General features: G+C 70.2%; 23 protein-coding genes and 1 tRNA gene. 13 read left to right on the top strand and 11 right to left on the bottom strand.

Translation table 11 applies throughout. From position 1 onward, the window contains the following. The first annotated feature begins 54 nt into the window (after positions 1-54). Together ACGFYQ_RS01180 and pfkB are read left to right on the top strand one after the other, a co-directional pair. The gene (locus ACGFYQ_RS01180; RefSeq protein WP_393738640.1) at positions 55-816 is read left to right on the top strand and encodes a DeoR/GlpR family DNA-binding transcription regulator; all 762 of its coding nucleotides are present in this window, start codon (positions 55-57) and stop codon (positions 814-816) included. After that, a complete protein-coding gene (gene pfkB / locus ACGFYQ_RS01185) occupies positions 813-1,766 on the top strand; it encodes a 1-phosphofructokinase (protein WP_393738642.1) in 954 nt (317 codons plus the stop codon). Before ACGFYQ_RS01180 ends, pfkB begins: the two co-directional genes overlap by 4 nt. Before the next feature lie 13 nt (positions 1,767-1,779). Here the strand turns inward: pfkB and ACGFYQ_RS01190 are convergent, their stop codons facing one another. Next, positions 1,780-2,550: a DUF6227 family protein gene (locus ACGFYQ_RS01190; protein ID WP_393738644.1), complete on the bottom strand. Its 771-nt coding sequence runs from the start codon at positions 2,548-2,550 to the stop codon at positions 1,780-1,782. Positions 2,551-2,742: 192 nt separating this feature from the next. On the opposite strand from ACGFYQ_RS01190, the gene ACGFYQ_RS01195 reads away from it, so the two are divergent. Next, complete coding sequence (locus ACGFYQ_RS01195; protein ID WP_393738646.1) at positions 2,743-3,384, top strand: vitamin K epoxide reductase family protein; 642 nt, start codon at positions 2,743-2,745, stop codon at positions 3,382-3,384. Positions 3,385-3,471: 87 nt separating this feature from the next. Here ACGFYQ_RS01195 and ACGFYQ_RS01200 read toward each other — a convergent pair whose 3' ends face one another. Next, on the bottom strand, positions 3,472-3,882 hold the full coding sequence (locus ACGFYQ_RS01200; RefSeq protein WP_393738648.1) for a rodlin: 411 nt from the start codon (positions 3,880-3,882) through the stop codon (positions 3,472-3,474). Positions 3,883-4,154: 272 nt separating this feature from the next. Here ACGFYQ_RS01200 and ACGFYQ_RS01205 point away from each other — a divergent pair, with 272 nt between their 5' ends. After that, positions 4,155-4,592, top strand: coding sequence for a hypothetical protein (locus ACGFYQ_RS01205; protein ID WP_393738650.1), 438 nt, complete (start codon positions 4,155-4,157; stop codon positions 4,590-4,592). A 144-nt stretch (positions 4,593-4,736) separates the two neighbouring features. Then, positions 4,737-4,976 carry a chaplin gene (locus tag ACGFYQ_RS01210; protein WP_393738652.1) on the top strand — a complete coding sequence of 80 codons (240 nt, stop codon included), beginning with the start codon at positions 4,737-4,739 and terminating at the stop codon, positions 4,974-4,976. Between the two features lie 71 nt (positions 4,977-5,047). On the opposite strand, the gene ACGFYQ_RS01215 is transcribed toward ACGFYQ_RS01210, so the two are convergent. The 6 genes from ACGFYQ_RS01215 to ACGFYQ_RS01240 form a co-directional block, all read right to left on the bottom strand. Beyond that, the gene (locus tag ACGFYQ_RS01215) at positions 5,048-5,392 is read right to left on the bottom strand and encodes a hypothetical protein (protein WP_393738654.1); all 345 of its coding nucleotides are present in this window, start codon (positions 5,390-5,392) and stop codon (positions 5,048-5,050) included. A 175-nt stretch (positions 5,393-5,567) separates the two neighbouring features. Beyond that, positions 5,568-6,701 (bottom strand): chaplin family protein, encoded by a 1,134-nt coding sequence (locus ACGFYQ_RS01220; protein WP_393738656.1) that lies wholly within the window; start codon positions 6,699-6,701, stop codon positions 5,568-5,570. A gap of 113 nt (positions 6,702-6,814) precedes the next feature. Next, positions 6,815-8,110: a hypothetical protein gene (locus ACGFYQ_RS01225; protein ID WP_393738658.1), complete on the bottom strand. Its 1,296-nt coding sequence runs from the start codon at positions 8,108-8,110 to the stop codon at positions 6,815-6,817. A gap of 199 nt (positions 8,111-8,309) precedes the next feature. Then, positions 8,310-9,509 carry a S8 family peptidase gene (locus tag ACGFYQ_RS01230; protein ID WP_393738660.1) on the bottom strand — a complete coding sequence of 400 codons (1,200 nt, stop codon included), beginning with the start codon at positions 9,507-9,509 and terminating at the stop codon, positions 8,310-8,312. Positions 9,510-9,587: 78 nt separating this feature from the next. Further along, positions 9,588-10,004: a GNAT family N-acetyltransferase gene (locus ACGFYQ_RS01235; RefSeq protein ID WP_393738662.1), complete on the bottom strand. Its 417-nt coding sequence runs from the start codon at positions 10,002-10,004 to the stop codon at positions 9,588-9,590. 153 nt (positions 10,005-10,157) lie between these two features. Further along, the gene (locus tag ACGFYQ_RS01240; protein WP_393738664.1) at positions 10,158-10,856 is read right to left on the bottom strand and encodes a 4'-phosphopantetheinyl transferase family protein; all 699 of its coding nucleotides are present in this window, start codon (positions 10,854-10,856) and stop codon (positions 10,158-10,160) included. A 115-nt stretch (positions 10,857-10,971) separates the two neighbouring features. Here ACGFYQ_RS01240 and ACGFYQ_RS01245 point away from each other — a divergent pair, with 115 nt between their 5' ends. Beyond that, positions 10,972-11,778, top strand: coding sequence for an alpha/beta fold hydrolase (locus ACGFYQ_RS01245; protein ID WP_393738666.1), 807 nt, complete (start codon positions 10,972-10,974; stop codon positions 11,776-11,778). A 9-nt stretch (positions 11,779-11,787) separates the two neighbouring features. Here the strand turns inward: ACGFYQ_RS01245 and ACGFYQ_RS01250 are convergent, their stop codons facing one another. Together ACGFYQ_RS01250 and ACGFYQ_RS01255 are read right to left on the bottom strand one after the other, a co-directional pair. Then, entirely contained in the window at positions 11,788-11,997 is a 210-nt protein-coding gene (locus ACGFYQ_RS01250) for a hypothetical protein (RefSeq protein ID WP_393738668.1), read from the bottom strand. Next, positions 11,972-13,516 carry a protein kinase gene (locus ACGFYQ_RS01255; RefSeq protein ID WP_393738670.1) on the bottom strand — a complete coding sequence of 515 codons (1,545 nt, stop codon included), beginning with the start codon at positions 13,514-13,516 and terminating at the stop codon, positions 11,972-11,974. The genes ACGFYQ_RS01250 and ACGFYQ_RS01255 overlap by 26 nt, the downstream gene beginning before the upstream one ends. Before the next feature lie 231 nt (positions 13,517-13,747). Here ACGFYQ_RS01255 and ACGFYQ_RS01260 point away from each other — a divergent pair, with 231 nt between their 5' ends. From ACGFYQ_RS01260 to ACGFYQ_RS01280, 5 genes are all read left to right on the top strand, one after another. Further along, positions 13,748-14,200, top strand: coding sequence for a phospholipase (locus tag ACGFYQ_RS01260; protein ID WP_393738672.1), 453 nt, complete (start codon positions 13,748-13,750; stop codon positions 14,198-14,200). Positions 14,201-14,626: 426 nt separating this feature from the next. Continuing rightward, positions 14,627-17,725, top strand: coding sequence for an ATP-binding protein (locus tag ACGFYQ_RS01265; protein WP_393738674.1), 3,099 nt, complete (start codon positions 14,627-14,629; stop codon positions 17,723-17,725). Continuing rightward, the gene (locus ACGFYQ_RS01270) at positions 17,712-18,344 is read left to right on the top strand and encodes an SLATT domain-containing protein (protein WP_393739676.1); all 633 of its coding nucleotides are present in this window, start codon (positions 17,712-17,714) and stop codon (positions 18,342-18,344) included. The genes ACGFYQ_RS01265 and ACGFYQ_RS01270 overlap by 14 nt, the downstream gene beginning before the upstream one ends. Positions 18,345-18,847: 503 nt before the next feature. Then, a complete protein-coding gene (locus tag ACGFYQ_RS01275; protein ID WP_393738676.1) occupies positions 18,848-19,063 on the top strand; it encodes a hypothetical protein in 216 nt (71 codons plus the stop codon). Beyond that, entirely contained in the window at positions 19,060-19,407 is a 348-nt protein-coding gene (locus ACGFYQ_RS01280) for a hypothetical protein (RefSeq protein WP_393738678.1), read from the top strand. The genes ACGFYQ_RS01275 and ACGFYQ_RS01280 overlap by 4 nt, the downstream gene beginning before the upstream one ends. Positions 19,408-19,594: 187 nt before the next feature. Here the strand turns inward: ACGFYQ_RS01280 and ACGFYQ_RS01285 are convergent. After that, a tRNA-Arg gene (locus tag ACGFYQ_RS01285) sits at positions 19,595-19,667 on the bottom strand. Between the two features lie 332 nt (positions 19,668-19,999). Between ACGFYQ_RS01285 and ACGFYQ_RS01290 the strand changes: the two genes are divergently transcribed. Further along, positions 20,000-21,652, top strand: a complete 1,653-nt coding sequence (locus ACGFYQ_RS01290; protein WP_393738680.1) for a dynamin family protein — start codon at positions 20,000-20,002, stop codon at positions 21,650-21,652. 4 nt (positions 21,653-21,656) lie between these two features. Beyond that, positions 21,657-23,489, top strand: coding sequence for a GTPase (locus ACGFYQ_RS01295; RefSeq protein ID WP_393738682.1), 1,833 nt, complete (start codon positions 21,657-21,659; stop codon positions 23,487-23,489). The last annotated feature ends 49 nt before the right edge of the window (positions 23,490-23,538 follow it).

Raw genomic sequence — 23,538 nt, forward strand, 5'->3', positions numbered from 1 at the left:
CGTACGGTAGGGGATCAATCCACAGAAATAGGCATCGAACGGACGTAAAACCACATGTACGGACCGGAGCGCCAGCAGGAGATCCTCCGCCTCGCCCGCGAGGCGGGCCGGGTCGACGTGCTCTCCCTCGCCGACCGGTTCCAGGTCACGGCCGAGACCGTGCGCCGTGACCTGAAGGCCCTCGACCGGGCCGGCCTGGTCCGCCGGGTGCACGGCGGGGCCATACCGGCCGGCCGTCTCGACTTCGAGCCGGACCTCACCGCGCGCGAGGCCACCGCCGCCGACGAGAAGGACCGCATCGCGGCCGCCGCGCTCGCCGAACTTCCCGACGGCGGCAGCGTCGTCCTGGACGCCGGCAGCACCGTCGCCCGCCTCGCGGCCGCGATCCCGTTCGACACCGCGCTCACCGTGGTCACCCACGCGCTGCCCGTCGCCGCGCGCCTCGCCGGCCACGCCGGCATCGACCTCCACCTCGTCGGCGGCCGCGTCCGCCACCGCACCCGCGCCGCCGTCGACGCGTGGGCGCTGCGCGCGTATGCCGAGATCCGCGCCGACGTCCTCTTCCTCGCGACCAACGGCTTCTCGGCGCGGGGCGGCCTGACCACGCCCGACCTCGCCGAAGCGGCCGTCAAACGCGCCGCGGTCGCCGCAGCCCGCCGCGTCGTCCTCCTCGCCGACTCGGCGAAGGCCGGGCAGGAGCACCTCGCGTGCTTCGGCTCGTTCGCGGACGTCGACCTGCTCATCACGGACACGGGGCTCGACCCCGCCGACAAGGCGGCGATCGAGGCCGCCGGTACGGAAGTTGTGCTCGTATGATCCTCACCGTCACGCCCAACCCCTCCCTGGACCGGACCTACGAGGTCCGCTCGCTGGACCGCGGAGAGGTGCTGCGCGCCACCGGCGCCCGGGTCGACCCGGGCGGCAAGGGCGTCAACGTCTCCCGCGCGGTGGCCGCCGCGGGCTTCCGTACGACGGCGGTCCTCCCGCTGGGCGGCGCCTCGGGCACCCTGCTCGCCGAACTCCTCGTGGCACGGGGCGTGGACGTCACGGCCGTCTCGATCGCCGGCCGGACCCGCTCGAACGTCTCGATCGCCGAACCGGACGGCACCCTCACCAAGATCAACGCGCCCGGCCCGGAGCTCACCCCCGAGGAATCCGCGCTGCTCCTGGACACGGTCCGGACCTGCTCCGCCGGCCCCGCCTGGATCGCCTGCTGCGGCAGCCTCCCGCGCGGCACGGGCCCCGGGTGGTACGCCGACCTGGTCGCCCGCGCCCACGAGGCGGGCGCCCGGACCGCCCTGGACACCTCGGGCCCGGCCCTGCCGGCGGCACTGCCCGCCCGCCCCGATGTGATCAAGCCGAACGCGGCGGAGCTCGCGGAAGCCGTGGGCCGTCCCCTGTTCACCCTGGCCGACGTGGTCAAGGCCGCGGAGGAGATCCGCTCACTGGGCGCGGGCGCGGTCCTGGCCTCCCTCGGGGCCGACGGCCAGCTGCTGGTCTCCGCCGAGGGCGCCTACTACGGCACCGCGCCGGTCGGTACGGTCCGCAGCGACGTCGGAGCCGGCGACGCCTCCCTGGCGGGCTTCCTGATCGCCGGAGGCACCGGCCCCGACGCCCTCGCGTCGGCCCTCGCCCACGGCGCGGCCGCGGTCCAGCTCCCGGGCAGCACCATGCCGACCCCCGCGGACCTGCGCCCCGGCGCGGTCCACGTCACCCGGGACCTGCCCCTGGACCTGGCCCTGTCCGATCCCGCGGACCAGGCCTGAAGCAGAGGCCGCGTCACCGTACCCGCGCGCGAAGCTCCATGGCTCCGCGCGCGGCGGCCTCGCTCTCGTACACCTCGCACATGTGCCGACCGTCCGGCGTCGCCGTGTGCTCGACCTCCCACAGGCTGACCTCGCTCCCGTCCAGCAGGACGAAGGCGTGCTCGTACAGGCTGAACGCGACGTCCCGCTCGCCCGACAGGCACGGGCCCCCGCCGAACGACTGCGTGATCTGGTGCGCGTACGCCGACCGCAGCCGCTCCGCCACCGGTACGCCGGGCCGGTCCGTGTTCTCCGCGCGGCGCAGCACCCGCCGGGCGTGGTCGGCGGACTGCTCCACCGCGTACTCCCGGTGCCGGTGCGCCGGAGCCCCGGCGGCGAACAGCGCGGTCAGCGCCGCCACGTCGTCGTCGGGCTCCTCGTCGCCGGGGAGCAGCGCCGGGTCCAGGGCGGCCTCGGCCGGGACCTCGCCGAACAGCCGGGTCACGGCCAGGCAGGTCTCCGCCTTGCTCACGAAGACCTCGTGCCGGACCGTCCGGTCGCCCTCCTGCCGGTACGCCAGCTCCCACAGCGCAGCCGAACCTCCGTCGGCCAGCAGGTAGGTGTGCCGGCGGGTCTCCCGCCAGACGCCCGTCGCCGGGCTGTGGTGGGTGGTGTACAGCGAAGAGCTGTGCGCGAGCGCCGTACCGAGGCGCTCGACCAACCTGTCGGGCAGGTCGAAGGAGTTCAGGGCGCGGCCGAGGAGTCGGTCGAGGTGCGCCTCGGTTGTCTCGTACGGATCGCTCAAGGTGGGTCTCCAGGCCGTCGCAGCTTGTCACTTCGCGGAAGCTCAACGTAACCCCTGGCTCTGACATCACGTCCGGGGTTCGGTAAAACGTCCGGGAAGCATCAGGGGTTCCCGCCACCCCTTCAGGTCAACTTGCGTACGGATGGGCACGGTTAGGCCCGCTCTGTGAGGGAGCGCGGGACTATGGGCCACATGGCAACGAATACAGTGGGCGTTCCCCGCCAGCAGGGGCAGCCCCGCACCCGGCGCGAGAGCGAACAGGAAGCCGCACCAAGAGGATTGGCCTGGTTGCTGGCGCTCACCGGAGCGGCCGGGCTGCTGGCCTCCTGGGTGATCACCCTCGACAAGTTCCTCCTGCTGGAGGACCCGGACTTCAAGCCCGCCTGCAGTCTCAACCCGGTGGTCTCCTGCGGCAGCGTGATGCAGAGCGACCAGGCGGCGGCCTTCGGCTTCCCCAACCCCATGCTGGGGCTGGTCGGTTACGCCGTCGTCGTGTGCGTCGGCGCGGGTCTGCTGGCGGGCGCCCGCTACCGTGGCTGGTTCTGGCTGGGTCTGAACGCGGGGACGCTCTTCGGCGTCGGCTTCTGCTCCTGGCTGATGGTCCAGTCGCTCTACGAGATCAACGCGCTCTGCCTGTGGTGCTGCCTGGCCTGGGTGTCCACACTGCTGATGTTCTGGGCGGTCACCGCGCACACCGCGCGCACGGGCCTCCTTCCCGCCCCCGGCCCGGTGCGGGGCTTCTTCACCGAGTTCGGCTGGGCACCGCCGGCCCTGCACATCGGAGTGATCGGCATGCTGATCCTCACCCGGTGGTGGGACTTCTGGACCGGCTGACGGGCGGAGGGCGTGAACGAGGGCCCCGGCGGCTGGACGCTGCCGGGGCCCTCCTGTTCACCGCTCGACGGGCACGTGGCCCGGAGGTCAGCTGCCCTGGGAGATGTTGCCCGACAGGACCGGGATGTTGTCCAGGATGTGCGAGAGCGGCTCGTCGCCCTTGGCCTGGGTGGAGTTCTCGGTGCACTGCTGGTTCTGCGGGTTCGACAGGACGTTGATGTCCTGGACACCGATGTTGAGGGCGGCGGCGATGGACTGGAGGTTGAGCTTCGCGGGCAGGCCGATGCAGGGCTTGTTCAGGGTGCCCTGGACCAGGCCGAGCTGCGGGCTCAGGTCGCCGTGGGTCTTCTGGTTGCCGTAGATCTGCTGGGAACCGTTGCCGTTGACGGTGTTGATCCCGTTGTCGTTGCCGATGGCCATGGCCGGGGCCGCGGCGGCAGCGCCCGCGCCGATCGCAACGGCGGAGACCGCGGCGGCGGTCATGAACTTCTTGAACATCTTGTTCCTTCTGTCGCACGAGTGCCCGCTGATGGAGCGCCCTGGTCAACTGCCCTGCAGGGGGTTGGTTCCGCCCCTTCACTCAAACGGCCTGCGGACGGCGAGGTTTTCCCCGCCCCGGGTGAGAGGCCCCCGGACGCCTGCGCGAAGCCCGTACGAAGCCCGCAGTCGCCGGATCTCCGGTTGCGCTCCGTGCGAGGTGTTCGCACGGTGGGTGAGGAAGCGGATCGCTCAGGTCCGTATCCGCGCGACCACCAGTGAGGAACCCATCCATGCGCTCCACGAAGCCGTCCCGCGCCCGCCGCGCCCGCTTCCTTGTCCCGTCGGCCCTCGCCGTCGTCATACTCTCCGGCGCGGCGGCCCCCGCGGGCGCCGTGGAGAGTGACCACGGCGCCGCCCACACCCAGCGGGTAGCGGCGGCCGGCCCCATCGACGACCTGGTGAAGGGCATCCTCGACGCCATCAAGGGCCTGCTGCCGCCGGGTATCACCCTGCCGGACATCAAGATCCCGGAGATCAACATCCCCGAGATCAAGCTGCCGGTGATCCCGGGCATCGAGCTGCCGGTGATCCCGGGCGTGGAGATCCCCGAGATCCCGGGGCTCGTACCGCCCACGCTGCCGGATCCGGCGGCGCCGGTCGAGATCGTGCCGGAGATCCCCGATGTCGAGATCCCGGAGATCCCCGACCCGCTGGGCAACCTCCCGTAACGGTCGGGACGGCACTGCGGTTACGACTATTGAGCCGAACAGGTCTGATCGCGGACGGAACCGTGTCGTCCGGGAAGATGGACCGTTTCGCTCGGTGTGAGCCCCGGCATCGGGGCAGAACATCGAACAGAAGGTGCACTTCCCATGAACTCTGCCAAGAAGGCCGCCCTGGTCCTGGCCACCGCTGGTCTCGCTGCGGCTGGTGCCGCCGGCTCCGCTATGGCCGACGCGTCGGCCGAGGGCGCGGCCGTGGGTTCCCCCGGTGTCCTCTCGGGCAACCTGCTCCAGGTCCCGGTCCACGTCCCGATCAACGTCTGCGGTAACTCCGTCAGCATCATCGGTGCGCTGAACCCGGCATTCGGCAACGTCTGCATCAACGACTGACGTCGGCTGCACGAAAACGACTGTGGGCGCCCCGGCTTCGCCGGTGGCGCCCACAGCCGTGTCGGTGTCGCTCAGTTGGCGCCGCCGTTGAGCTTCACGCCGCCGAGGAGCGGGGACGCCTGGGTGGCGCCGTTCGCGAGGCCGAGGACCTCACCGGGTGCGTTGTTGCGGACCTTGTTGACCCGCTGGACGGTGCCAAAGACCTTGTTGACGTTGTCGCCCTGCTCCGCCAGTCCGTTGCCCAGGGTCTGCGGCAGCGACTCGGAGACGGGGTTCACGGCTTCCGTCACCGCGGTCACCCCGCTCGTCAGGCTCATGGGCATCGCGGCCGGGGCCTCGGCCGCGAAGGCGGTGGCTGAGGAGCCGACGGCGGCGACGGAGCCGACGACGACAGCGGCGATCTTCGTGAGCTTCATTATCGAAATCCTTTTCCAGCGGCGACCGTCGCGCCGCTTTCGCCCTGGGTAACGATTCCCGGCCGGTACGGAAACGCCGTCGCGCACGCGGTTAGAAGCGGGGGCATGACAGCGGCCGGAGAATCCGACAAGGGATTCTCCGGCCGATATTTCTTCTGATTACCGGTAATGCCGGTCAGGCGATACGCGACCGCCGGTACAGAATGGCGCCGCCCAGGATCAGTGCCGTGGCGAGGGCCGCCGCGGCCGCGGGCTGACCAGCGCCGGTCTCGGCCAGCATGGGTGCGCTGACGTGAGCCGGGGCCGGGGCCGGTACCTGCGCCGGGGCGGGCGCGGCAACCGGAGCGGGCGCCGGAGCCGCCGGGGGCAGGTGGACGGGGAGGTCACCGGCGGGGGCGGCCGGCGGCTGGTCCGCCGGCCGCTCCACGGGCTGGCTCCTGTGCGGCGGCCGGGGCGCGGGCGCCTCTTCCGCAGCGGGGGCGGGGGCCTCCGGGGCCGGGGCAGGAAGCGTTACGGGCGCCTCCTCGACCGGAGCCGGAAGCGGTGCGGGCGCCTCCGGGACGGGCTCGGGCGCGGGCGCCGGGGCGGGGAGCGGCTGGGGGGCCTCCTCGACCGGAGCGGGGAGCGGCTGGGGCGCCTCGGAACTCGGCGCGGGAGCCTCCTCCACCGGGGCCGGGGCGGGAGCGGGGTGCTCCTCGACCGGCTCGGGCATCGGGTGCGGCCGGTCCGGCTCGGGGGGCGCGGGCGCCGCCGGGGGCGCGTGGTGTGCGGGCGGGGGCGGCGCGGACTCGGGGTGGTCGTCGCACCGCTCCTCGCGCTGCTCCTCACCCGGGCCGCCGTAGCCGCCCTCGTCGCGCGGCTCCTCATGGCGGGGGGCCGCGTGGCGGGGAGCCGCGTGGCGCGGCGCCGGTGCGTCGTGACGCGGTGTCTCCTGGCGCTGCTCCGGCACCCTGTGCCGCCCCTCCCGTTCGTGGAGGTAGCGGTCGAAGGCCTCGGCGTTCTCCGGGCTGAGGTAGCGCCCGTAGTCGTGGCCGTCGTCGGTGTGCGAGCCGGTCGTGGTGGCGCAGGTGTTCCCCATCGCGGGGTTCAGCGCGGCACCCCCGTCCACGCTGTTGCCGCACACGTTGGGTGCGAAGGTGATCGGTACCGAGACGCTGTTGCCCGCGAGCACGCCCGGTGAATGCGAGGCCTCGGCCGTCGCTCCGGAATGTGCGTAGGCCGCGCCGGTCGCGATCGACAGCAGACTCGACGCGGCCGCCGCCGTGAGCATCCCCTTGCCCAGTACCTGTCGGCTCAGTACCTGTCGCATGGGTCCTTCCCTGTCTACCGGCGCTGGTGCCGGTGCTGAATCGGCGGTGGGGGGGGGGGGGGGCGCCCCCCCCCCCCCCCCCCCCCCCCCCCCCCCGGGGACCGGGGGCCGGGTCAGGCGATCGAGAAGGTCACGACCGTCTGATAGGTGTCGGCGAACATGAACGGCGGGAGCTGGATCATCCCGGCGCCGCCGACGGCGAACTCACCACCGGTCAGCTCCTCCCCGCCGGCCGCCTGGGAGGCCACCTTCATCGGGGTCTCGGAGATCGCGCCGGGGGTGCCCGCGGTGCAGGTGCTCGGGCTGTCCGGGTTGGTCACGGTGCAGGACGGCTGGATGCCGATCTGCGCCTTCGCCATCGAGTGGCCGGTGGCCTGGTTCAGGAACGGCGTACGGGTCGCCGTCACGTCCCAGCCGAGCGAGCCGCCGCGGAAGTCCTGGACGGTCGCGGCGTTGAAGACGCCGACCACCGACTGGGCCTTGCCGTTGATGGTCACCGCGCCGAAGCTGACGGCGGGCTGGCCGTCCTTCGGGCCGAGGGCGAGCGGTCCGGGCAGGACCTCGACGTCGACCGGATTCTTGACGCCCGCCTGCTCCTCCAGGAACACGAAGGCCTTGTACGGGGTGACCGAGCCGTCGATCTTGATCGTGTCGGCCTTCTTGGTGACCGTGATGTCGCAGGTGGCGGCGCCCGACGCGGCCGCCGTGCCCGTACCGGTGTCACCGGTCGCCACGCCCCCGAGCAGGGCGGAGCAGGTGACGGGGCCGGCCGGGAAGTTGGCGCCGGTGACGACGACGGCGGTGCCCGCCGGACCGCTGTTGGGCGTCAGCTTGGTGGTGACCGGGTCCTTGGGCAGCGCTTCCACGGCGACCGAGCCGAGGGAGGCGCTGGGGCGCGGCGCCGGGGTGCAGGTGGTGGTGAAGACGGAACCGGAGAGGTCCGCGTCGGTCACCGCCAGGTCGAGGGCGACGTCGACCGTGGTGCCCTCGGTGCCGTCGGGGATCTTGATGGTTCCGGAGAACGCCTTGGGGTCGAGCGGCTGCCCGGCCACGACGGTGACGGTCTCGGGCGGGCTGGTGACCACCTGGGTGGTCGTCCCGACCTTGAGGGTGATCTTGGAGGTGTTCACCGTCGTGACGGAGAAGCCGGGGACCAGCGGGCTCGCACCCGGGTCGATCGTGATCGGGACGACGTCGCCGGCCTTCGCGCCGTCGGGCAGCGTGACCGTGTAGTTCTGGTTGCCCGAACCGTCCGGCTGCGGCGCCGGGGCGTCGCAGTTCTCGAACACCGCGGTGGTCTTGGTCGCGGCCTGGGCGGAGCCCGCCAGGCCCACCACACCGCCCGTAAGGGCCAGGGAAAGGGCTCCCGCCCCGGCCAGCACTCTTCGTCTGAGCGTTTGCGTACTCACTGGGTCGCGACTCCTTCGTCATGACGAACCCCTCCCCCCACCCGCTGTGTGGGGGAGGCCGAGCCGGTGCGGTGGCCGACATTGACGCGTCGCCGTGATGAGAAGTCAATGACTTGTTTTCGCCCGAAGCACACAGAAATTGATGTGCCATCAGGGCGGGTCTGATGGCACATCCGATACCGACCGGTCGGTGGCCGTCCTAGCGGTAGGTAGGCGTGTGCAGCAGGAGGTTCGGCGTCCCGGCAGGGAGCGCGGTGATCCGGTCGCGCACGGCGCTCCGTACCAGCGCCTCGGACACCTGCGCCGGGGTCTTCGCCGTGCCGTCGGCGAGGACGAGCGCCGCCATTCCGGCCACGTGCGGGGCCGCCATCGAGGTGCCGGAGGACCGCGCGGTGGCGGTGGCGGAGCCCTTCCACGCCGAGGTGACGGACACGCCGGGCGCCGAGAGGTCCACGCAGCGGCCGTGGTTGGAGAACCGCGCGCGCCGGTCCACGGCGTCGGTCGCGCCGACCGTGACGGCCTGCGGGACACGGGCCGGGGATGCGGTGCAGGCGTCCTCGCCGTCGTTGCCGGCGGCCACGGTGAAGGTGATCCCGGCGGCGACGGCCCGGGTGATCGCCGCGTCGAGGGCGTAGCTGGGGTTGCCGCCCATGCTCAGGTTCGCCACCGCCGGGGTGGCGGGGGACCTGGCGGCGTTCTTCACCATCCACTCGATCCCGCCGACCATCGCCGACAGGCGTCCGTCACCCCGGCAGTCGGCCACCTTCACCGCGACGAGGGAAACGCCCTTCGCGACGCCGTACGTCCGCCCGCCCACGGTCGCCGCGACGTGCGTGCCATGGCCGTTGCAGTCCCGGGAGGTTCCGAGGAACACCCCGTTGTAGCCGGTCCGGGCGCGGCCGCCGAACTCCTGGTGGGCGGCGTTGATCCCGGTGTCCAGGACGTAGACGGTGACGCCCTCGGCCCTGGTCGGGTACGAGTACGAGCCGTCGAGGGGGAGTTCGCGCTGGTCGATCCGGTCCAGCGGCCAAGGCGCCTGCGGCTGGGTGTCGGTGGTGTGGAACACCGCGTCCGGCTCCACGGACGCCACCCGGGGATCGGCTGCCAGGGCCGCCGCCCGGGCGGCGGTGGTGCGGACGGCGAAGCCGTTCAGGGCGGTGTCGTAGACGGCCGCGACCTCGTCTCCGGCCTCCGCCGCCTCGTCGGCCAGGGCGCGGGCCGGGGCGCGGGAGGCGCTGTCCTTCAGGACGACGACGTAGGGGGAGGTGGACGCGGCGGAGGTGGACGCGGCGGAGGTGGACGCGGCGGAGGCGGAGTCGGAGGGCGGCGGCAGGGCGGTGGCCGTGGTGGCCGCCGCGAGGAGGGCGGCGGCCGGGAGGAGGGCGGCGAATGCGGTCATGGGGCCGATGCTCGGCGACGGGCGGCGGGGCCGCGCGGAGGGTGCGCCGACTGGACGCACGACACGCCGCCGCGGGAGCTACTTCTGGTCCAGGGGCCAGCCGCGCATCGCGAAGACGCCCTCGTCGCGGGCTCCGGCGGAGGCGTAGGTGGCCAGGGCCGCCTCGTTGTCCGTGTCGACCCCCGCCCACATGCCGTAACAGCCGCGCGCCCGAGCCTCGTCGGCGAGCGCCAGGGCCAGGGTCCGGCCGATCCCGCGGCGCCGGTAGCCCTCGTCCACGGAGAGCTCGTACAGGCACATCTCGGTGCCCTTGTCGGGGTGGCTCATCTCGACGCCGGAGACCATCCCGGCGGGCACGCCGTCCACGTACGCGATGAGCATCAGATGCCCCGGGGCGGCGAGGAAGCGCTCGGCCCAGTCCGCACGGGCGGGCCCGTCGAAGAGGGACTCGGCGGCGGTGAGCTCGGCGGCGGTACGGGCCCGGAGGATGTCCATGGCGGTCACGATAATGCGGCGATGACTCAAGGTGACGGGGATTGCGACACGGCGTGGCGGTGCGGCGTCCGAGGCGGTGCGGCGGTCCGGGCTCCGGCCGGCCCCTGACGGTGACGGCCAGGGCCACGGCCCGCGAAGGCCGCCTCTGGAGCCTCAGGCCCGCACGGCCAGGGCCGCCGCGTAGCCGGCGGGTGCCGGGAGGTCGCGCAGCGTCCAGCCCGGTACGGGTGCCGGGGCGGGGGCGGAGCCGACGTACGGTTCGGTCAGGCCGCGGGCGAGGCCCGTGCCTTCGGCCTTGAGGCAGGCCTCCTTGCGGCTCCAGACACGGGCGAGGGCGTCCCGGCGGGCCGGCTCCGGGAGGGCGCTCAGCTCGGCGACCTCCGCCGGGTGCAGCAGCGGCAGCACGTCGGCCACGGCGTCCACACCCGGTGTCTCCTCCACGTCGACGCCGACCGGCACCCCGGCGAAGGCCAGGTAGGCCACGTCACCGCTGTGCGAGAGGGAGAAGTGGACCGCGCCGCCGGCCACGGCGGGCCGGCCGTGCGGGCCGCCGCAGCACGGGCACTCCTCCCGGACCAGGCAGACCCGCTCGGGAGCCAGCCCCAGGTAGCCGCCGAGCAGCACGCGCAGGGCCAGGTGCGAGGCGAGGTACCGCTGCCGGTCCGCGGGCCGCAACAGCCTCCCGGCCCGCTCCTGTTCTCCCGCGTCCAACAGCGCCACGGCCTCGGCGACCGGGTGCCCGGCGACCGACTCCAGCGAGGTGTCCAGGGACCACACCGCCACGGCGGCGCCCTCGGGGGCCGGGCCGGTCCGCGGTGCGTCGCCGCCGACCTGGTTCACGTACTCGATCACCTGACCGAGGGTAGACGAGCCGGGCTGCGGCCGTCGGGGGCTGGCTATCCTCGGGCCCACGGGAACTACGAGGACGTACGAGCATCTACGAGCACGTACAACGGGGGAGCACATCGTGCGAAGCGCTGCCGTCACCGCGAACGGCGACCGGATCCGCTGGGTGGAGCTGCCGGGGGAGGAACCGGCCCGCGTTTACGTCCACGGGCTCGGGGCCGCCTCGCCCGCCTATTTCACGGCGAGCGCGGTCCATCCGCTGCTGGCGGGGCGCCGTTCGCTGCTGGTCGACCTGCTGGGCCACGGGCACAGCGACCGGCCCGAGGACTTCTCCTACACCCTGGAGGCGCACGCCGACGCGCTGGCGGCCGCCCTCACCGAGGCCGGGGCTGAGGGCGCCGAGCTGATCGCGCACAGCATGGGCGGATCCGTCGCCATCGTGCTCGCCGCCCGGCACCCCCACCTGGTCTCCCGGCTGGTGCTCGTCGACGCCAACCTGGATCCGCTGCCCCGCGTACCCGGCACGTCCGGGAGCAGTGGGATCGCCTCCTACACCGAGGAGGAGTTCCTGGCGGGCGGCTGGGCCGAGGTGCGCGACCGGGTCGGGGCGCACTGGTGGTCCACGATGCGGCTGGCCGGCCGGACCGCCCTGCACCGCAGCGCCGTCCAGCTGGTCGCGGGCACCGAGCCCACCATGCGCGAACTCCTGCTGGAGCTGACGATTCCGCGGGGCTTCCTGCTGCCCGAGGCGGACGGCCCGCTCCCGGGAGCCGACGCCCTTCGGGAGGCGGGTGTCGCCGTGCTGCCCGTCCCCGACTGCGGGCACAACATCATGCTGGACAACCCGGACGGCTTCGCCCGGGCCGCCGCCCGGGTTCTGGCGCTGGACGGGGACGGTCACGCGGCGGCCGGGGCCGGGGCCGCGTGACCGGGGGTCTCAGCTCTTGGCGGGCTGCTTCCAGAGGGTGAGGTTGCCGGAGTAGCCGGGCGGGTCGTACGGCAGGCCCGTCGGCTTGACCTCGGTGATCTGGAGCATCGCCAGATTGCCCTCGGAGGTCACCGTGCACAGCACGCCGTCCTTGGCGATCGCCTCGCCCTTGATGAGGAGCGAATTCGAGAGCTCATGCGGAAGCGGCGCCGTGTCCACCGCCTGGCGGCACACTTCGGGCGTGGTGCCGGGCGACTTGGCGAAGGCCGTGCGGAAGGTCATCCACTGCAGGAGGTAGGAGAACTCGGCCTTCTTGTCGCTGACATCGCCGTTCGGGGTCACCTTGGGGGTGTCCATGTCGACGGTGATGATCGCGCCCGTGACCGGCGGCGCGATGACCAGCGGCCTGTCCTTGAAGACCACTTCGTACGACGGCGGCTGCGACGGCTTCTGCTGCGACGGCTGGGTCTGCTGCGCGGGCTGCTGCTCCGTTTCCTGCTTGGGCTGCTGCTTCGACTCCTGCCGACCGCCGCCGTCCTTCGCGTCCCCACCGCCGGACATCGCCCACGCGGCGCCCCCGGCCACGGCTGCCCCGGCGAGGAGCCGGGTCCGCTTCCCGCGCGAGCCGGCCGCAGGAGCGGAAGCGGCGGGAGGGACGGTGGGCGGGGCGGGTGGCACGGGCGGGGCCTGCGTCGGCGCGCTGTGCACCGCCGGACCCGCCGGACCCAGCGGCGCCGGCGCCCGCCTGCGTCGGAGCGTACGTGGGCGCATACGCCGGCGGCGCGGACGCGGGACCCGCCGCCGCGAGCCCGTCGAGCTCGGCCTCCCGTACGGCGACCGCGGCGGCCCAGGGCTGCGGCAGCCAGCCCGCGAGATCGGCCGCCGCACGTCCCGCGGACTGCTCGCACATCCGCACCAGTTCGCCCGGGGCGGGACGCGCGGCCGGATCCGCCGCCGACGCGCCCTCCAGCAGCGGCCGCAGCCAGTCCGGGTACCCCGACAGGTCGGGCGGCCGTACGGCGGTGTTGGCGATCTGGGTCGCCACCGTCAGCGCGCCGCCCGCACCGTACGGGTGGTGGCCGGTCGCGGCCACGGCGGCGATCAGCCCGAGCGAGAACACGTCGCCGGCGGCGGTGAGTTCCCCGCCCGTGCCCTGCTCGGGGGAAATGAACTGCGGTGTGCCGATGAAGCCCCCGCTGCGCGTGAGGCGGGTGGCCTCGGCGGCGCGCGCGATCCCGAAGTCGATCACCCACGGGCCGTCCGCGGCCAGCATGATGTTCCCCGGCTTGAGATCGCGGTGGACGATCCCCGCGGCGTGTACGGACTCCAGCGCCCGCGCCACGCACGCCACCAGCTGCAGGGCCGCGGGCAGCGGCAGCGGCCCGAAGGTGTCCAGTGCCTCGTCCAGCGGCAGCCCCGGCACGTAGGCGGTGGCCGGCCAGGGCTGCTCGCCCTGCGTGTCGTGGTCCAGCACCGGTACGAAGTGGTACCCGCGCACCTGCCGAGCCGCCCGCACCTCCTGCTCGAAGCGGCGCCGGAAGTCGGGGTCGCCGGCGTACTCGCGGCGGATCATCTTCAGCGCCACGGGCTGGCCGCCGCGCGTACGGGAGAGATAGACGGATCCCATGCCGCCCTCGCCGATGCGCGCGAGCAGCCGGTACCCGGCGATCTCACGCGGTTCGCCGTCCGCCGGCGGGCGCAGCGCGCCGCTCTCCGTACCGCGATTCGACCCGTCCATGACAGCCGCCCCCTCGTTCCCGTTCAAGATCGAAATCCTGGCGAACGGGCGGAGTGCCCCACGGTGCCGACGAGTTGCCGCCCCGGTCCGTGCCTCCTCCACATGGCGCAAACCGCCGAGGCGCGGTGGCGGCAGGCGATACGCGGCGCCGCCCTCCCTCGTTGAGACGGACGGTCCATGGCCGCACGGGAGTCCGGGCGCCGGTCCGCCGCCCGCTCCAGGAGGAATGTCATGCGTCGCCGCCTCACCCCCGCCTTCGCCGCTGCCGCCATGGCCACCGTCCTCGCCGTCGCCACCCCGGCGGCGGCCGCCCCCGCGGACAAGCCCCAGGTGCTCAGCGGCTGGACGCAGACCAGCGCGGCGAGCTACAACGCCTGGGTGGCGGCGCGCGAGAACCAGGCCGGCTGGTCCGCGTACGGCTTCGACTGGTCGACCGACTACTGCACCAGCTCCCCTGACAACCCGTTCGGCTTTCCCTTCCGCACGGCCTGCGCTCGCCACGACTTCGGCTACCGCAACCACCGGGCGGCAGGGCTGTTTCCGGCCGCCAAGCCCCGGCTCGACGACGCCTTCCACGCGGACCTCAAGCGGGTCTGCGCGCACTACTCGGGTACCCGCAAGGGCTCCTGCGACAGCACGGCGTGGACGTACTACCAGGCGGCAAGGCTCTTCGGCATCTCCTAGCGACCCGGGGACTTCCCACCGAGGGCGAGCCCGCCCGGCGCCCGACTGAACGGCCGTCAAACCACGTCGAGAAATGCGGATCATCCATAAATCGGGTGAATCGGCAGACCTGCACGGGTGAATCCTGGTGGACACGAGCACCGGTCGTTCCCCGGACGACCCCGGACTCCGGCCGGGGAGCCTCCGGGGCTTACGGCGGCGCTACGCCAGTCCTGGCCCGCGGTGCGCACTCGAAGCAGTACCAACTGGAGCTAAGGCCACCGATGCCGACTCCACCAACCGCTCCTCTACCAGGACGCGGTGGTCGCGGGCCATAAGGACATCCCGGTGAACAGACCCGAGCAGAGTAAGGGCCGATCTGACCAAGTCCCCTACACGACTGCCCAGTTGACGCTAACCTTAACTAACGACATCTCTGGGGGCTAAATGAATTCCCTTCCTTCGCACGCTGAAGAATGCGCAAATGCGGCGTGCAGCCTGCCCGCATTCGGCGGATTTAGCCTCACTCAAACAAGGCGCGAAATGGAGGAGATTCTAGGCAGGATCGGAAATTACGGCTTTTTCGACGAGTACACCAAGCATGACATTACGCACATTGATGCGATGCTGGGGAAACTGGAATGGCTTGTCACGCCTCGCACGCGCGAAGCAATGACGCCTGCGGACTGGCTGCTGATCGTTCTCGCGGTCTACTTTCACGACTTGGGAATGCTGGTCACGAAAGATGAATACGCGAGACGCGGCGAGTCGGAGTTTATCAAATTCTGCGGAAGTACGCTCAACACGCCAGATGCTGATGGCCGTGATTATTTCGCGCGCCTAAGCGGTCTGTCCGAAGATGAGAGGGAAAGGTTTTTATACCAAGAGTTCGTTCGTTACAACCACGCCACAAGGGTGCGGAAGTGGATTGAGGGAGATGCCTCGCCCAACCTGGGCGCGAATGAACGGGTCGTTGAGGAAATTCAGCGCGTTCTTTCGCAGCTCGACCCTGTTTTCAGAGAAGACCTTGCCAAAGTATGTGAAAGCCACCATCTTGACGACCTATTCGACGTCAAGAAGTATCCTGTTGAGCAGTACTACGGAGCCACCAGCAGCGACCGGGCCAATGTGCAGTTCGCGGCTATTCTCCTCCGAACAGTGGACCTGCTTCACATCACAAGGGACCGCACGCCTTCGGTAGCATTTCGCATTTTTAACCCCGCCGATCCGATCAGTCAAAATGAGTGGGCCAAGCAGGCAGCCGTGCGGGCCGTTGTCCCGATGATGGGCGTTGACAAGGATGGCGTTCCGTCAGAAGCAGCGCCGCGCGACACCATCTCTGTCCACGCCACTTTCACCGACGAGAACGGATTCTTTGGCCTAACTTCGTACCTGAAGTACGCTGCGGACCAATTGCGCAAGAGCTACGAGTGGGCCCAGCGCTCAAATTCCAACCAGGGAACGAGATACTTCTTTCCCTGGAGAGCTATCGATACTACACGCATTGAAGCAAGGGGATTCCTTACAGAGCCATTTCAGTTCACTATCGATCAAGAGAAAGTGCTGGATCTCTTGACCGGTCACACCCTCTACAACGACACGAATGTCGTCCTTCGTGAACTATTGCAAAACTCGATCGATGCCGTTCGCTTGAAGCATGGCAGCCGATCCCTCGCCGATGGAATGGTCGATGTCCGCTGGGACGGCAAAGCTCGCACATTGGAGGTCTGTGACAACGGTACGGGCATGACGCAAGAGGTTATTGAAAATAACCTCCTCCGGGCCGGGTCGAGCCTTTATCAGGATCCTGAATTCCGCAAGAGAAACCCAGCCTTTAATCCCATCAGTCGCTTTGGGATTGGCGTTCTCTCCACGTTCATGGTGGCCGATCAGGTAGAGATCATCACATGTCACCCCGATGAAGAGAAGGCTCGACAACTATCGCTGCGTTCGGTTCACGGTCAATACCTTGTTCGGACTCTTGATAAGAATCAAGAACTACCCGAACGCATCCGCCACCACGGAACGATCGTAAAATTGACACTCAGGCCGAGTGCAGAACTGAAAAATGTCACCAAGACTGCGCAGCGCTGGGTAGTTCTGCCGGAATGCAATGTATCAGTCCAGGAGGATGAAGAAGATCCGCAGCAAGTCGGGTATACCTCAGTAAGTGAAGCTCTAAGGTCGTCGATTGCACGATCCGGCTCTGCTAGCGCGCTGGCGTTGGAACAGAAAATCATCCGGGTCGTTGAACGACGAAGTGAGAACGTGACGATCGCGTATGCCCTCAAGTGGAACGAGCACTTCAGGGAATGGACTTTCTTGCCGGCAGCTACGCCCCCGCAAAGGAGGGGTACGCCTGAGTGGCTGCCTACCACGGGCGTGTGTGTGAGCGGTATGCGCGTGGAGCAATCTACGCCAGGATTTCGTGGTAACGGCCCGATCGCGGCGCTGGCCAATACGTACGGGCCCACTGCGCCACGCACAACCGTAGCAAGGTCCGCATTGGAGCCCACTCCCGAGCTGGAGGAGTTTGTTCGGAAATGCTATAAAGCCTACTGTGAGCATGTGATCGAGGAGGTTCAGCTGTTACAGAGCGAACGTCAGCACTCGATTACATGGGCGACAGAGGAAGCTGTGTTCATTTCCGGACCCCTAAGAGGTCGGGCAGGAACTAACCCGGTTTCGCCGCTAGCGTTGAAAGAGGAAATCCAGCGCATTCCGTTCTTCCTCATCGAGGAGGAAGGTGTGAGGAATCGTGTAACGGCCCGTGAGTTGCATAAATTCGATCAAATCGAAACCACGGAAAGTGCTGTAACCGAGCATGTGGAGTACCTGCTTCGAGAGCTACCTGGCGGCACACGAGAGTCGGTAGTTAATCTCCTCAGCGTCCGACAGCGAGAGACCACGGGCCCTAAACTTCCCGTGCTGTGCTCCCGGCTCGGGCGAAATGACGAGATGGATGACCAGTTTCTAACGAGTTGGGAGATCGGCAAGATTAGGGGGGATATCGGGAACCGTAGCTGCAACGTCACCTGGGTCAAAAGGGGCGATGCTCCGCGGTGGACAACCCGATTCCTAGTTGGCACTGCTCTCGAGGGGCTCGACGGAGAGCGCGAGAGCTACTCTGGCCAGCCCATGGGGCTTGTCCGGCTGCCAGTCAGTGGGATTGAAGTTGCCGGATTCAATGACAGCATGCGGGGATTCATCGTGGGGGATACTCGTTATCTGTTGCCTGGGCACCCTTGGCAGGAAATGGTTGACGCGCTCACTCTTGGGTCAGATGCGGAAGTAGCGGAATTCCGTTTGCCGCTCCTCTGCTGGCTCATTTCACTGCGCGTTCTCTCCAATGAACGCCACTTCCCTACGGGGAGGAGGCCTTTCTCGGTTGCGGAAACCCAAGAAACGTTGCAACGCCGAGGCCTCCTGGATCTGGTCGACTGGCCAGAATTCGCCAAGATTGCTCGATCTGACGACAGTTCCATCGAATTTTTTGATACGCGGAAATGGCAAAGGTGGGGTGGTGGCTACTATGGGGGCTTCTAGGGAGGAGGGTGGTGGGTCTCACAGCGGCCGCTACTCTGCTGGCGACTTGCGGGCTATAGGTTTCCAGGGCGTGTCAGCGCACGATGCCCCCGAAAAAGTCCTCAAGGACCTCTTTGCGTGGGTAGAGTCCTTCGCTACCGAATCCATTAACTGGTACACCCGGGAAAAGGTTTCGAAGGCGCGGTGGTCACGATTCCTTCGGTTGGCGGCTGTGTCGTGTTTTACCCTAGGGACAGTAACGCCGGTGGTAGCCGTCGGGATGGGATGGTCTAAAGAGTCGATCTGGGGATATGGGCTCATAGGTCTCGGTGCGTGCTGCCTCGCGATTGACAGAGTGTGTGGTTTTTCCTCCTCGTGGATGAGATACGTCTCGACGGCCATCTCTCTTAATCGTCGACTGCTCACTTTCCAAGCATCGTGGCCGAGGATAGAGGCCCGAGTCGCCAGAAACCCTCATGCCGATGAGTTCTCCGATGCAGTACAGGAGCTGGTTGATTTCGTGGACGGCTTCGCCATGCTTATGGAAACAGAAACCCTCGCATGGGTGTCAGAGTTCCAGAACCATGTCTTACAGCTGGAAACAGGCACGACGCCGGCGTTGCCGTCTCGTTCCCAATGAGGGATGGCAGGATGCGTCTGTTGACTCCGCTGAAGGCAGGGCGAGGGAGCTCGGCGGACCGGCTTTGGGATTTGGCTGCTCTGGCGTGAGTGATCACGGCCCCAAAATTTTCGGAGCGCCGGGAGTCTGCGGACCTGCCCGGTAAAGCACGACGTTTGGGCCGTGGTCTTTGAGGCTCGCGCCAAAGTGGTTGTACAAAAAAGCGTGGAGCCGACCGCCATTAGCCCACCATGGCGGCCTGTGAGGATCCCCGGACGGTGGGGCGTGTGCTCAGCGCCCTGGCTCTGCGACCGCAGCGAGTTCCGTCAAGCGGCCGGATCCTGAACGTGGCCATGGAGTGCGCCGCCAAGCAGGATGTACTGAAGAGCAACCCTCTGCCGAAGGGCCGAGGGACAGCCCGAAGACACCGGCCGCCGTCGACAAGCGGTCTCTCGTCGGGAAGGGTCAAGCAGCCCGGTTGCTCGCGCGTGTCCGCCGGCGGTCACGGGGCGGGCCTCCGCTGCATGCCTTCTTCGGCCACCATGTACTACGCGGCGCCCCGGCTGGAGGAGGTCGTCGCCATGCGGGTGATGGACGTCCGTCTGCCTGATGAAGCGGACGACGACCAATGGGGTGAACTCCACATCCACATGGCACGGTCCGAGGTCGGTAAGCACTGGACCGACACCGGCGAGATCGACGAAGAGCTGGGCCTCAAGGGACGAGCCAAAGACACATGAGGGTTGTCCCGTGTGGGCCCGCGCTGACGAGGATCCTCCGCGAGGACATCGAGGCGGAGGAGCTGAAGTCGGGCGACCTGCTCTTCCAGGGCGAGAACGGGGGCACCCTCGCCGGCTCGGTCATCCGCCGGGCGTGGACGACGGCGCGCAGACACATGCTGACACTGGAGGAGGTGGCGTCGCCCCTCGGGAAGCGGGTGTACGACTTGCGCCATACCTGTCTGACGAATTGGCTGAACGACGGCGTGCCGTCGGGGCAGGTGGCCGACTGGGCAGGCAACAGCGATCTCAAGCGGCGGATTGAGGACGGCGGCGACCTGCCCGAGGCCCTGGAGACCGGCTGAACACCACGGAGAATTTCGCCGCGTATTCTCCGTGGCCACCCGCAGGAACCCGGTGACAGCCGGACAGCCCCGGACTCACCGCAGGAGACTCCGGGGCTTACGGCGGCGCTACGCCAGTCACGCTAGGGTCCCTCTGACCTGCACGAAAGCCCTCCCGGAGGGAGGGCTGACGGTGGTGTGGAAAGAGTGCCCCCGGCAGGACTCGAACCTGCGGCCAAGTGCTTAGAAGGCACCTGCTCTATCCACTGAGCTACGGGGGCCGGAAGGTGGCCGTGGTGGGCCTGGAGCCCCTGGTGGGGGTGGGACTGTGGTCCGTGCCGGGTCAAGGATAGGGCTCCGGCCGCCTTGTCCCGGTTGCTTCACTCGCGGGCCACGATGTGGAGGTTCGGTGAAGCGGTCCCGATAATCGCAGGCAGGTGCGATTCTCGCATCGCTTTTGCGCCGCGGCGCTCTGGGTGTTGTGCACTCGTTATGCCTGCGCCCCACTCGTCCGTCGTGTCCAAGATGTCCCACTGGAGTAGCGCTCGGCGCGCAGAGGACGTATAAGCTTCAAAAATGGTCCTAAATTGGGCATTCTTCGCATGTGGTGACCTTGGATGTTCGGCCTCAGCTGCTCGATGCCCTGTCCGCCCTGCGCGACCGGGTCGCGTCCGTGCGTCTGCCGCTGCCCCTGCCCGGCGCTCCGCGCGCCCGCCAGACCAGAGCCGAGCTGCTCGCACAGCTCGATGACTACCTCGTACCCCGGCTGAAGGCGCCCGAGGCGCCGATGCTCGCCGTCGTCGGCGGGTCCACCGGCGCCGGCAAGTCCACCCTCGTCAACTCACTCGTCGGACGGCAGGTCAGCGAAGCCGGGGTGCTGCGTCCCACCACGCGTACGCCGGTGCTCGTCTGCCATCCGGATGATCATCACTGGTTCGCCGGGATGCGGGTACTGCCCGACCTCATGCGGGTCTGGGTGCCGCACGGCGAGGAGGAGTCGCCCCCCGCCGCCAGGACCCGGCCCCGCGAACGCGGCCACCCGGGCGGCCACGGTCACCCCAACGGAGGCGGCCACAGCCACAGCCACGCCACCCGCGAGATGCGGATCGAGACCGTCTCCACGCTCCCGCGCGGACTCGCCATCCTCGACGCCCCCGACATCGACTCCCTCGTGGTCGAGAACCGGACACTCGCCGCCGAACTCATCTGCGCCGCCGACGTCTGGGTGATGGTCACCACCGCCTCGCGGTACGCCGACGCCGTCCCCTGGCACCTGCTGCGCACCGCCAAGCAGTACAAGGCCACCCTCATCACCGTCCTCGACCGGGTCCCGCACCAGGTGCTCGCCGAGGTCTCCCGGCAGTACGGGGCCCTGCTCACCCGGGCCGGGCTGGGCGACGTACCGCGCTTCACCGTGCCCGAGCTCCCTGAGTCGGCCGGCGGCGGCGGGCTGCTCCCGGCGAGCGCCGTCGCGCCGCTGGCCGCCTGGCTCGCCCACCACGCGCAGGACCCCGCCGCCCGGCAGCACGCCGTCGGGCGGACCGCGCTCGGCGCGCTCGACTCCCTCGGCCGCCGGATGCCCGAACTCGCCTCCGCCGTCGCCGCCCAGTACGCCGCCGCCGTACGGCTCACCTCGGCCGTGGAGGACGCGTACAAGAGGGAGGGCAAGCGCGTCCGCAACCGCCTCGACCAGGGCGCCGTGCTGGCCGGCGACGCGTTGACGCGGTGGCGCGGCTACCCCCTCGACACGAGCGCCGACGAACTCCTCGACTCGCTCGCCGAATCCCTCGCCGCGCTGCTCCAGTGCGCCGTCGCCGCCGCCGACGAGCGCATCGCCCAGTCCTGGCGGCGCGAGCCCGCCGCCGGCGCCGTACCCCTGCCCACGCCCGACAGGGAGGCGGGGGAACGCATCGGGATGGCCGTACGGCGCTGGCGGCGCGTGCTGGAGGAACTCGCCGAGGAGGAGGTCGCGCAGCTCGACCGGCAGCCCGCTCCCGACCCCGACGCCGTCGCGGCCCTGCTCGTCGCCGCCCTCCTCGGCGGCAAGCGGGCCCGGCCCGCGGGGGAGAAACTCGCCGAACGGATCGGCGCCCAGGCCGCCCTGCGGCTGCGCGACCGGGGCGCGGAGCTGGTCGGCGACCACCTCGACCAGGTGCTGCGCGCCGAACGCGACCGCCGGCTCGCCCCGCTGGAGGCGCTAGAAGTGACCCCGGAACCACAGGCCGAGCTGATCGCCGCGCTGTCCGTACTGCAGAAGGAGAGGTGACACGGTGACCGCCCTGACCGACCGCACCGACGACCGCTGGGACGACGGACTCATCGCGCGCTCGCGCCCCCAGGCCGTCGAGGGCGACGGCGACGACGGCAACGAGGGCGACGAGGCACTCGTCCGGGCCGTCTCCGGCGCCGGCAGCGACGGCGGCAAGGCGGCCGCGCCCCCGCTCAGCCCTGAAGGACGGGCCCTGCGGGCTCGCCTCGACGCGCTGCGCCAGCTGGTCGGGCTGTCCCGGACCCGGCTCGACGGCAAGACCCTCGCCGAAGCGGGCCGGGTACTGGACGAGGCGGCCGCACGGCGCGGGCTGTCACCGCAGCACACGGTCGTCGCGATCGCCGGAGCCACCGGAAGCGGCAAGTCCACACTCTTCAATTCACTCGCGGGGGTGCAGATCTCCGAGACCGGGCTGCGCCGCCCGACCACCGCCGCCCCCATCGCGTGCAGCTGGTCGGACGGAGCGGCCGGCCTGCTGGACCGGCTGGAGATCCCGGGCCGGCTGCGGCGCCGGCCCCGCGAGACCTCGGAGGCGGGCGCGCTGCGCGGGATGGTCCTCGTTGACCTGCCCGACCTGGACTCGGCGGTCGGCGCGCACCGCGACCACGTGGACCGCGTACTGGCGCTGGTCGACGCGGTGGTGTGGGTGGTGGACCCGGAGAAGTACGCGGACGCGGTGCTGCACGAGCGGTACCTGCGGCCGCTGGCCGGGCACGCGGAGGTGACCTTCGTCGTGCTCAACCAGGTGGACCGGCTGCCCGGGGAATCCGCCGACCTCGTACTGGACGACCTGCGCCGGCTCCTCGACGAGGACGGCATCGCGCTCGGTGAGCACGGCGAGCCCGGCGCCACCGTGCTGGGCCTGTCCGCGCTGACCGGGGAGGGCGTCGGGGAACTGCGCGAGCTGCTCGGACAGTTCACCCAGGAGAAGGGCGCCGCGACCCGGCGGATCTCCGCGGACGTCGACCGCGCGGCCGTGCGCCTGCGGCCGCTGTACGTGGCCGACGGGCATTCCGGGCCGGAGATCGGGGAGGCAGCGCGCGCCGAGTTCGAGGACCGGCTCGCCGAGGCCGTCGGGGCGTACGCGGCCGGGCTCGCGGCCGAGCGGGCCTGGCGGCGCAACGCCGGAAAGGCGTGCGGGACGCCGTGGCTGCGGCTGTGGCGGTGGTACGAGAGCCGCCGCGCGCCGCGCACCCTGGCGGGCCTGGCCGCCCTCGCGGCGATCGGCGGGCGGGGCACGGCGGTCGCCGCGCCGCCCGTCGAGGAGGAGGTGACCGCACGTCAGAAGGTGGAGCAGGCCGTACGGGCGGTCGCCGACGAGGCGGTCACCGGCCTGCCCGAACCGTGGGCGCAGGCGGTACGGGAGACGGCGGTGCGCGGCGCCGATCGGCTCCCGGAGGCGCTGGACGAGCTGGCGGTGACCCTCGGGGCGGCGGTCGCGGTGCCGAGCGTCAAGCCGCCGCGGCCCACGTGGTGGCCGGCGGCGGTACTGGGGCAGGCGGCGATGACGCTGCTGCAGATCTACGGCGGGCTGTGGCTGGCCGGGCAGATCATCGGGGTCCTGGAGCCGCGGCTGATGCCGCCGGTGCTGCTGATGGTGGCGGGCATCGTCGGCGGGCCGCTGGTGGAATGGGCCTGCTCGATCGCGGCCCGCGGCCCGGCGCGCAGGTACGGGCAGGACGCGGAGCGGAGGCTGCGGCAGGCGGCGGCCGGGTGTGGACGGGCCCGGGTGCTGGAGCCGGTGGCGGCGGAGCTGCTGCGCTACCGGGAGGTCCGGGAGCAGTACGCCGCCGTTGCCGCAGGGGGGACGAGGTTGTCCACAACCCGCCAGTAGTCCACAGGCCGGAGCGGGGATCGGCGGGCGGCCCCAGCATGGTCGTACC

It is taken from the genome of Streptomyces sp. NPDC048258, from assembly GCF_043201995.1.
In the GTDB taxonomy this organism is placed as follows: Bacteria; Actinomycetota; Actinomycetes; order Streptomycetales; family Streptomycetaceae; genus Streptomyces.

What these genes read in the sequence shown, in the direction of transcription:
- ACGFYQ_RS01205 (WP_393738650.1), top strand. Translation starts at nt 4,155, where the DNA reads ATGCGCTCCACGAAGCCGTCCCGCGCCCGCCGCGCCCGCTTCCTTGTC.
- ACGFYQ_RS01220 (WP_393738656.1), bottom strand. Translation starts at nt 6,701, where the DNA reads ATGCGACAGGTACTGAGCCGACAGGTACTGGGCAAGGGGATGCTCACG.
- ACGFYQ_RS01210 (WP_393738652.1), top strand. Translation starts at nt 4,737, where the DNA reads ATGAACTCTGCCAAGAAGGCCGCCCTGGTCCTGGCCACCGCTGGTCTC.
- ACGFYQ_RS01275 (WP_393738676.1), top strand. Translation starts at nt 18,848, where the DNA reads ATGCCTTCTTCGGCCACCATGTACTACGCGGCGCCCCGGCTGGAGGAG.
- ACGFYQ_RS01200 (WP_393738648.1), bottom strand. Translation starts at nt 3,882, where the DNA reads ATGTTCAAGAAGTTCATGACCGCCGCCGCGGTCTCCGCCGTTGCGATC.
- pfkB (WP_393738642.1), top strand. Translation starts at nt 813, where the DNA reads ATGATCCTCACCGTCACGCCCAACCCCTCCCTGGACCGGACCTACGAG.
- ACGFYQ_RS01265 (WP_393738674.1), top strand. Translation starts at nt 14,627, where the DNA reads ATGAATTCCCTTCCTTCGCACGCTGAAGAATGCGCAAATGCGGCGTGC.
- ACGFYQ_RS01235 (WP_393738662.1), bottom strand. Translation starts at nt 10,004, where the DNA reads ATGGACATCCTCCGGGCCCGTACCGCCGCCGAGCTCACCGCCGCCGAG.
- ACGFYQ_RS01260 (WP_393738672.1), top strand. Translation starts at nt 13,748, where the DNA reads ATGCGTCGCCGCCTCACCCCCGCCTTCGCCGCTGCCGCCATGGCCACC.
- ACGFYQ_RS01215 (WP_393738654.1), bottom strand. Translation starts at nt 5,392, where the DNA reads ATGAAGCTCACGAAGATCGCCGCTGTCGTCGTCGGCTCCGTCGCCGCC.
- ACGFYQ_RS01280 (WP_393738678.1), top strand. Translation starts at nt 19,060, where the DNA reads ATGAGGGTTGTCCCGTGTGGGCCCGCGCTGACGAGGATCCTCCGCGAG.
- ACGFYQ_RS01270 (WP_393739676.1), top strand. Translation starts at nt 17,712, where the DNA reads ATGGGGGCTTCTAGGGAGGAGGGTGGTGGGTCTCACAGCGGCCGCTAC.
- ACGFYQ_RS01255 (WP_393738670.1), bottom strand. Translation starts at nt 13,516, where the DNA reads ATGGACGGGTCGAATCGCGGTACGGAGAGCGGCGCGCTGCGCCCGCCG.
- ACGFYQ_RS01195 (WP_393738646.1), top strand. Translation starts at nt 2,743, where the DNA reads ATGGCAACGAATACAGTGGGCGTTCCCCGCCAGCAGGGGCAGCCCCGC.
- ACGFYQ_RS01230 (WP_393738660.1), bottom strand. Translation starts at nt 9,509, where the DNA reads ATGACCGCATTCGCCGCCCTCCTCCCGGCCGCCGCCCTCCTCGCGGCG.
- ACGFYQ_RS01180 (WP_393738640.1), top strand. Translation starts at nt 55, where the DNA reads ATGTACGGACCGGAGCGCCAGCAGGAGATCCTCCGCCTCGCCCGCGAG.